2 protein-coding genes are annotated in these 8,034 nt (G+C 57.9%); one reads left to right on the plus strand and one right to left on the minus strand.

All coding sequences use genetic code 11. The annotated features are described in order from the left end of the window. Window positions 1-3,479: LamG-like jellyroll fold domain-containing protein (locus SGJ19_16735; GenBank protein ID MDZ4781899.1), on the plus strand; the 3,479-nt coding region annotated here is incomplete at its 5' end. Window positions 3,480-4,238: 759 nt separating this feature from the next. Here SGJ19_16735 and SGJ19_16740 read toward each other — a convergent pair. Next, complete coding sequence (locus tag SGJ19_16740) at window positions 4,239-8,000, minus strand: hypothetical protein (GenBank protein MDZ4781900.1); 3,762 nt, start codon at window positions 7,998-8,000, stop codon at window positions 4,239-4,241. Window positions 8,001-8,034 lie beyond the last annotated feature (34 nt).

An 8,034-nucleotide genomic window follows, 5' to 3' on the forward strand; every position in this document is an offset into this window, starting at 1 on the left:
AAGCCTCGCTTCAGTCCGCGAATGATGACGGTGGCGGCTTAGCAGCGCTCGTAACCGATGTCGCGCAGCCCCGCGGCATGGCAGTCGATTCGGTGAATCGATTCGCCTACTGGACCGAACTTGGTGACCCGGCAATTCACCGCGTGAGTCTGGATGGCTCGGGCACTGACGAGTTCGTTGTCGATGTACGCAATGGCGCTGCAGGCATCGCATTTGATCTCGGCGCAGAAAAGTTGTACTGGTCCGATTCCGAAGGAGCGGAAATCGACGCTGGAATCCGCGGCGGGAAAATCCGCCGTGCCAATCTTGATGGCTCGCAACCTGAGGATGTCGTGGCGACCGACCTGCTTCATCCCGCCGGAATCGCTGTCGACTCGATCGGCAGCAAGGTGTACTGGTCCGACGTTGAAGGCCATTTAGATGGCTCTGGCAGAATCCTCCGCGCAAATCTTGACGGCTCAGACGTGGAGACGCTGCTCACCGGGATCGACGAGGCGACGGGGCTCGCGATTGATCAACGCGCCAGAAAACTGTATTGGGCCGACAGTGCCACCGGACGCGTCCAACGTGCCAACCTGGATGGCAGCGGTCTGGAAACGGTCCTGGAAGTGCCTGCGACGACTGTGGCGATGAACATCGAGACGGGCACGCTTTATTGGACCGAAGGGTCCGGAAACGTGAAGCGCGCCCGTCTTGATGGAACTGACCCATTCACGATTGCGGCCGGCGTCGGCGAACCTTGGGGAATTGGTGTATTGCCACCGCACTACTTCTCTTGGGACTTGAACGGCGATGGCGATTTCGGCGACGCCCTTGGAGAAACTCCCTTCTTGTCGTGGGAGCAGTTGGCCGCTTTCGGCATCAATGACGACGGCGAATTCGCCGTTCGACTGCGCGTGACCGACGCATTCGGTTTGTCAAGCGTCGCCGAAACCACTTTGACCGTCGCCAATGCGGCACCGTCGAACCTGCAGCTTGACCCGCTGGAAGCATACCTCGAAGGAAGTGAAGTCACCCTTGTCGGCCACTTCGACGACGCCGGACAGGGGGACTCGCACACCGTTTCGATCGACTGGGGAGATGGCCAGACGGCTAACTTTCCGCTGGCGCTCGGAGCCCGCGATTTCGCGGCCGCGCACCGCTACCTGGACAACAGCCCGGCCGGCTATTTTACCGCCCAGGTGACCGTCCGCGACGACGACGGCGGCGAGACGGCCGCTAGCCAAGACATCTTCATCAGTAACGCCGACCCGACGATCGTCGACTTCACCGCCACTCCCAACGCCGTGGACGAAGGCAGCGCGGTGACCGTGACCGGGCGGATTGCCGACCCAAGCTTAGATTTGCTGAATGGCCTCACGGCGCGCTACGACTTCAGCGGCGACGCAGCCGACTTGAGCGGTTTTGGCAATGATGGGACGGTTTTCGGTCCGGTTCCAACCGCCGATCGCTTTGGGATCTCGGACGCCGCTTTTTTATTCGACGGCGATGATGACTACATTCAGCTTCCAGAAGGCAGCGCCTTCGACTCCACCGACTATTCCATCAGTCTTTGGTTCCGTGCGGAATCGACGCCCGCGCAGGCAGGAATGCTGATTTCCAAAGGCCAGAACAACTTTGAAATTCATACCGCGGGCGACACTGGAGCAACCGCGATGACGTTCTTGCCGCGGTTTGGCAGCGGCCAGGATTGGCACACCGAATCAGATGCGTACGCGCTTCACGAGTGGACGCACGTGGTCGCTGTGTATCGTTCGGCGGCGGAAGTCCGCTTCTATGTGAATGGGACCGAAGCGCCGTTGTTCGGGCCGAATGTTGCGGAAAATGCTCCAGACAATCTCCTCAACGCCCGCTTGGGAATGCGCACGGACAACGCGCTCGCGTTCCACGGCGCGATCGACGACGTGCGGATTTACAGTCGTGCGCTGAGCATGTCCGAGGCGGCGGAGTTGTTTGCATTGGTCCCATCAGCGGACACCCATGGCGTCATGATCGACTGGGGGGACGGAACGTCCTCGGATGCGGCCGTCGATGCCGTCGCACACACCTTCACCGCGACGCACACGTACCTGGACGATGACCCCAGTGGGACACCAGCGGATGTGTATACAATTTCCGCGACGGTGAACGATGATGATGGCGGCAGCGGCGCGGCCGAGACCGAGGTGACCGTGGCCAATGTCGCGCCGACCGTGGCGATCACCGCGATTCCGATTGTCGTCAACATTGGCCAGCCGTTCACACTGCAGGCGCTTGCCGACGACCCCGGTACGCTGGAAGCGATTGCGTTCCAGTGGCAAGTCACGCGCAACGGGCAAACGGTCGCCACGGGGGCAGGCGACTTATTTGCCTTTACGCCGCTCGAAGTTGGCGAGCACTTGTTCACATTGACTGGCACGGACGACGACGGCGGCGTTGGCACGGCGCAAATCGCGCTCGAGGCTGGGCCGTGTCGCGTGCCTGGTGACACCAATCACGATTGCCGAGTCGACGTCGTCGATCTGAACAACGTCCGCAATCACTTTGGCGAGACGGGACTCGGGGTGGTCGATCTGTCGTTCAACGCCCCATCGCCGGGCACATTACTGGATAAGGATGGCGTCGGAGTCGGCTTCACGCACCGCCTCCCCGGGACCGGTGACGGCTTGCCGAGCACCGACCCCAACATGGACCTCGAACCGGGGATCAATGGACGGCTACTGCTCAGGAGCACGATGGCGAACGCCAACTCCGACGTTGGCGTGAACCTCGAAATCCTGGAAGCGCCTGGCGTACTCCTGCCAGGTATCGGCCAGGACGACTTCAATCTGACGGCCACGTTCCTGGACGTTCAAGTGCCCAACAGTGGCGACAACCTAACGCTGTACGCCGGCACGGCGTGGAATAACACCGTGCGCGTCGGCTTTCATGAGTCGAATGTCTACCACATCGCGATCAACCGAGGGTTTGGAGACGAGATTCTGTATTCAACGGCAGTGAACGCCTTTGCGCCCGGCGATGACGTGACGCTCACTTTGTCGCGCCGAATGGGCAACTGGTCCGCTTCGTGGCTGAATCACACGATTGCAGCGGCAAGCGGCGAGTCGCCTACAATTGAGTTGCCGTGGTTGAACGCCGCATCAGATTTGTATTTGGGCGTCCAGCATGCCAGTCCAACGACAGTGGTGCAGCAGACCGCCACGATCGACAGCTTCACGCTCGACATTCTGCGCCCGATCCCAGGGGATTCGAACGCGGACTTCATCGTCAACCTAATCGATTTGAACGCCGTGCGGAACAACTTTGGGACGAGTTTCCCAGCGCCGCAAGCAAGTGGGACTGCTGGTGAAGCAATCGCTCGCAGGGTAAGGAACTTGGAGCGACCGGCGTCGTTCGAATTGATCGACGCCGTGTTTGCCCGGTTCGTCCGGCAATCCGACTGGGGGCCGTTCGAGTTCAAGCGTACCCACCGGAAGGTAAGGGAGACTGGCTGGCATTGAATGTCACCCTCGCCGGCTCCTCAGCGGACCCGCCTTCGGCGCGAGTCGGACGTAGATGATGGCTTGCGAGCAATTTTTCGAGATTCTCCTGCCGAGTCGCGCTCGTTTCGCCTGTTTCGTCCGCTCTATTCAATAGAGCCTGTCCATGAGCGCCACTACCGGAAGGCCGCTGCCGTAGGGTGCGAGTCTGTTACAGATTGGCTGAAAACACCCATTGCTGAACTGCAGTTTCAATTGAAGGTGGTCCCTGGACTACTTGTTGTGGGCTGATAGGACGTTCAGAATAGCGCGGCAGCAGATGAGGGCCACCGCCCGCCGCCGTCGCAATCACGCAAAACGCCGCGCAGTAATGGCGGTCCGTTAACGGTTACGCCGGGCCAGTCCATCTAGGCCTCTGTCACCATCAAATCGCCATCCACCGCTAGGCGTTGCTCCCAAGATTACGAATCGACGGACTTTCACGAAATGTGCGGGAGAACCCGCTTTACATGCCGATGTCCAAACGCGAACGACTCGCGTGGCGCGGCGAGCGAGGCAAGTTCGCCGTTGGCCGGCTATGCTGCGCATGCCGGGAGGGCCGGAGCTTGACCTCGATATCTTAGCGCTCCGCAATTCATGCAATAGCGACGCTGCTGCCAGCCAAAGTAATTCGTCGCGCGGCCCCGGAGAATTTGCCCGCCACATCGAACGCAGGGTTTGACTTCGACGTGTTTTTCGTTGATCTCGAAGTCTAGCTTCGAATTCTGGCGGCACGGCGACCTATAGGCCCGATCCGTCTGCTTTGTCGCCTGTGTTCGGCGCTTGCGAATCATCCAGGACTTCCATTGACTGTTCCGCTGCCACTGGCAACCAAACATCTTCAGCCTTTCTTGACAGATAGAAGCGTGCTCGAAACCCGACCATCCATGCCGGCGGATGGCGGGGCTGGATAAATACTACGTCGCCAGGCACGAACTGGTCCGTATCATCTTTCTCGATCGATTCCACTTCAAACTCGAGAGTCGTAATGTCATCACTTCGGTGAATCCCGAACACGCGACCGGCCAGGATAACCGCCGCTTGCGTACTCACGTCCGTTGGGGCGCCAGCCGCTAGCGGACTTCTCTTGAAGAGTGCAGCACTGTAGCACCGCACTGTGCCGTCTCTGGATCCAACATATAAGTTTTCTCCATGGTGACTGAAGCTCAGCACGGAAATCCACTTTTCGAAATCGCGGTGCGACGTCTTTTCGTCAGGTTCTCGCAACGACAATAGTTCCTCACCGGTTTCCCCATTAAGAATAACGATGTTAGCTCCACGCGTCGTGACCAGACGCTTTCCGTCCGAAGTGAACGCCATCGGCGGGTGAACACTTCGCGACGCCCAGGAAACTGATTGGCTGTCCAAGCCCAAATCAACGAGGCTCATGCCATCCGCGTTGGAGAGAGCCGCTTGCCGCCGTCCTGGGTGCCATTCCCACGCGTCGCCAAAGTACGTCACGCTGGGCGTCTGCGGTGGGTTGAATAGAACAATGTTGTCTCTCGACCTGCCAACCGCCAGAAGCGTAGAGTCGAGACTCCAGCTAAGAAACGGTGAACTCGGCGAATCAGAAGATTCATATCTTGTGAGCTCGTTGTTCAGACGGCGATCCCAAACGATTACTGTGCCTTTATCACTCTGGGTTGCGAGTTTCGTACCGTCTGGACTCCAAGCCACTGTTATCAAGCTTCCCGTATACGGTGCTGCGGTTCGGGCAAGCTTTTGTGTCCGCACATCCCAAACTGCCACATATTCTGCCTTGCCCACTGCGGCCACTTGGGTTCCGTCTGGACTCCAGCAGACAGCTCGAATTCGTCCGTTGAAGTTAGCAAGCACCGCCTCTACCTTCCCTTCTTGGATGTTCCAGATACGGACCGCATTGTCCCACCCGGCCACTGCGAGCGCATCTTGATTTGGATGCCAAGCGATTGCGTGACCACAAGGCGGTTCGCCCAACTCTCGCTCCAACGTCCACGAATCGGTGTCCCACACCTTGACAGTATGGTCAAAGCTGGCCGACACGAGACGTCGGCCGTCAGACGTCCAAGCTAACGCACAGATCCCATCCTCATGTGCCTTCCACATTTTTTCGCGACCCATATCCAACTCCAAAATGTGAATGGAACCGCTAAATCGCGCCGCCCACGCTAACCGTTTTTTTGGGCCAAATGCGAGTGCCGTAAGGTCGCCGCAAGCAGTATCTTGCGTTCTGTTGCTGTTCAAATTCATGACTTTCAATCGCCCTGCCGATGGCGCGGCGAGCCAAGTGTTGTCCTCCGAAAGGGCGATCCGGGGAAATGAATAATCCTTTAATGTGAGATTATCCAAGCCGGTGGCCGTCGGTTGCCACGTATGCACGTCGCGCCAGTTGATTGCACCCGCACGATCGACGCTCAATAGGCGCGATCCTGCGCGATCAAAAACACCGACGACGGCTTCCAGCTTGATTTCTTGATCAGTGTCTAAATCCCAGACCTTCAATGCATCGCCGCTCGACCAGCTAACATCTTTTGCAAAGTATTCAGTGGTTTCGCCAAGATCTGAGCCTGCAATAAATCTGCCACCGTGCTGGAAGGAAAGGAGGTCGAGAAGGCCGCCCACATACGTGAACCGCTTTTCTTGCTTTCCGCTAACTGCATCCCAAATGCGAATCGTGTGATCGTCCGATGCCGTAGCGATTTTGGTGCCATCGTCACGAAATGCAATCGCGCGGGTGTCGGCAGGAATGTCGTCGAGAGCCAGTAGCACTTTTCCGGTTTGCAGTTCATAGACCGTGACGAGTCGGCCTGGGCCTGACGCTGCAACTTTTTCGTTGTTGGGACTCAGCGCCAAAGCGCGACGTGGACGACCGCACGGCACTTTCAATACCGATCTGCCCGTGCTGGTCTCAAAAACTGTCAACTCTCCGGGTCTTGGCAAATCGAATTCTGGGTCTGAAGCACTGGTCGCGGGCATTCGGCCGCGAATCGCGACATAGCGGTCGCTCGCGTTCGACGAGATCTCCACGATTGGCAAGGTTACGTTCTCAATAGACGCGGGTGTTTTGGCTACATCGACCGGAAGCACCCCTTTTTGCAGCAACATCGGATTGCTGCCAGTCCAACCATCGAATACCACGACCTGTCGGTACTCGTCTACCACGACCTGTCGGTACTCGTCGGGCAGCGACCCCCCTTGACCATATGTCCGGTTCGCCAACACTCCAAAGCGACCATTTGCACTAAACTCGATTCGGGTGAACGGGACCGCGCTCAGCTCATTCACACTTAGGACCGAACCGTCGCTTGCCGCCACAAAGGTGACTGCCGTGCCACCACCGCCGGTGCCGGCTCTGTTGGGAATGTGCCCAAGATGAGCGAAACGATTTTGCGCCGGGGAATAAGCGATGTCATTAAGAGAATAGTTGTCTTGAAAAGCGGCCACTTTGGCGCCAGTTTGGATATCCCACACCCCCGCAGTCGTGGCTAGCGTTCCGCTACTGGTACTATACTCCAGCCCGACGCCCTCAATCGGAAACTGGCCAACAACTTGGGCGGTCAACGTATCTACGAGTGTGACGTTTGCGCCGTCAGAAAACGCAATCTGTCTCTCGTCGCGCGAAAGCACGAAGTCATTCAACCTGCGTCCCTGCAAAGGAAATTGAGCGGCTGTCGTTCCATCGGAAACTTGCCAAAGTGCGAGGGATACGTTTCCATCGCTGAAGAGCACGCGAGTACCATCTTTAATGATGAGAACCTTGGCCGAATCCGCGATGCGCCGCTCGCGAGCACGTACTTTTTCACCGCTTCTTGCGTCCCAGACGGTTACGAGTGGACCAGTGGCCGTAACTAGGCGAGTTCCAGCTGCATCCAGGCAAAGGGACTCTACGGGGTGCTCATGGGAAAACGACAAAATGCGATTGCCAGTCATGGTGTCCCACAAAATGGCTTCGTTGTTGTGAGCAGTGGCGCATAATCGCCCATCCCCGGAGAGAGCGATGTCGTTAATGACCGACGGAGTCAACCATTTCGCCAATATCGGTGTGCACTGTCGTTTCAAATAATTCCACTCCCAACCTCTGAAGTCGTGTTCGCACTGCCTCAGCCACGCATACCCACGCCCACGCTCTCCTCCGAGAAACTCGAAGTTGGCTAGCGCGATTTGATTTGAGTATTGACGAGCTTGGGCAGTGTTGAGCGAATCTTGCGCGCTTCGCCATAGCCAAGTCGTGGTCGCTAGGCCTACGAGTGTAATGGTCACAAGAAGCGTACTAATCAGCGCCATGGCTGGATGTCGACTGACCCACTTTCGAATCCGTTCACTGCGCCGAATTGGCCGCGCGGTGATCGGCTCTCCGCGCATGAATCGCGTAAGGTCGTCGGCGAACTCTTGTGTAGACCCGTAGCGCCGGCTTGGGTCCTTTTGCAAGCACTTGAGGCAGATGGTTTCCAAATCTCTTGGCACGCGGCTGTTGAGTTTTCTCGGGCTGGGAGGCTCATCATTGAGAATCTGCACGATCAACATCCGCTTCTCGCCGCGGAACGGCAGCTCGCCAGTC

The sequence above is a fragment of the Planctomycetia bacterium genome (assembly GCA_034440135.1).
Taxonomy (GTDB): domain Bacteria; phylum Planctomycetota; class Planctomycetia; order Pirellulales; family JALHLM01; genus JALHLM01.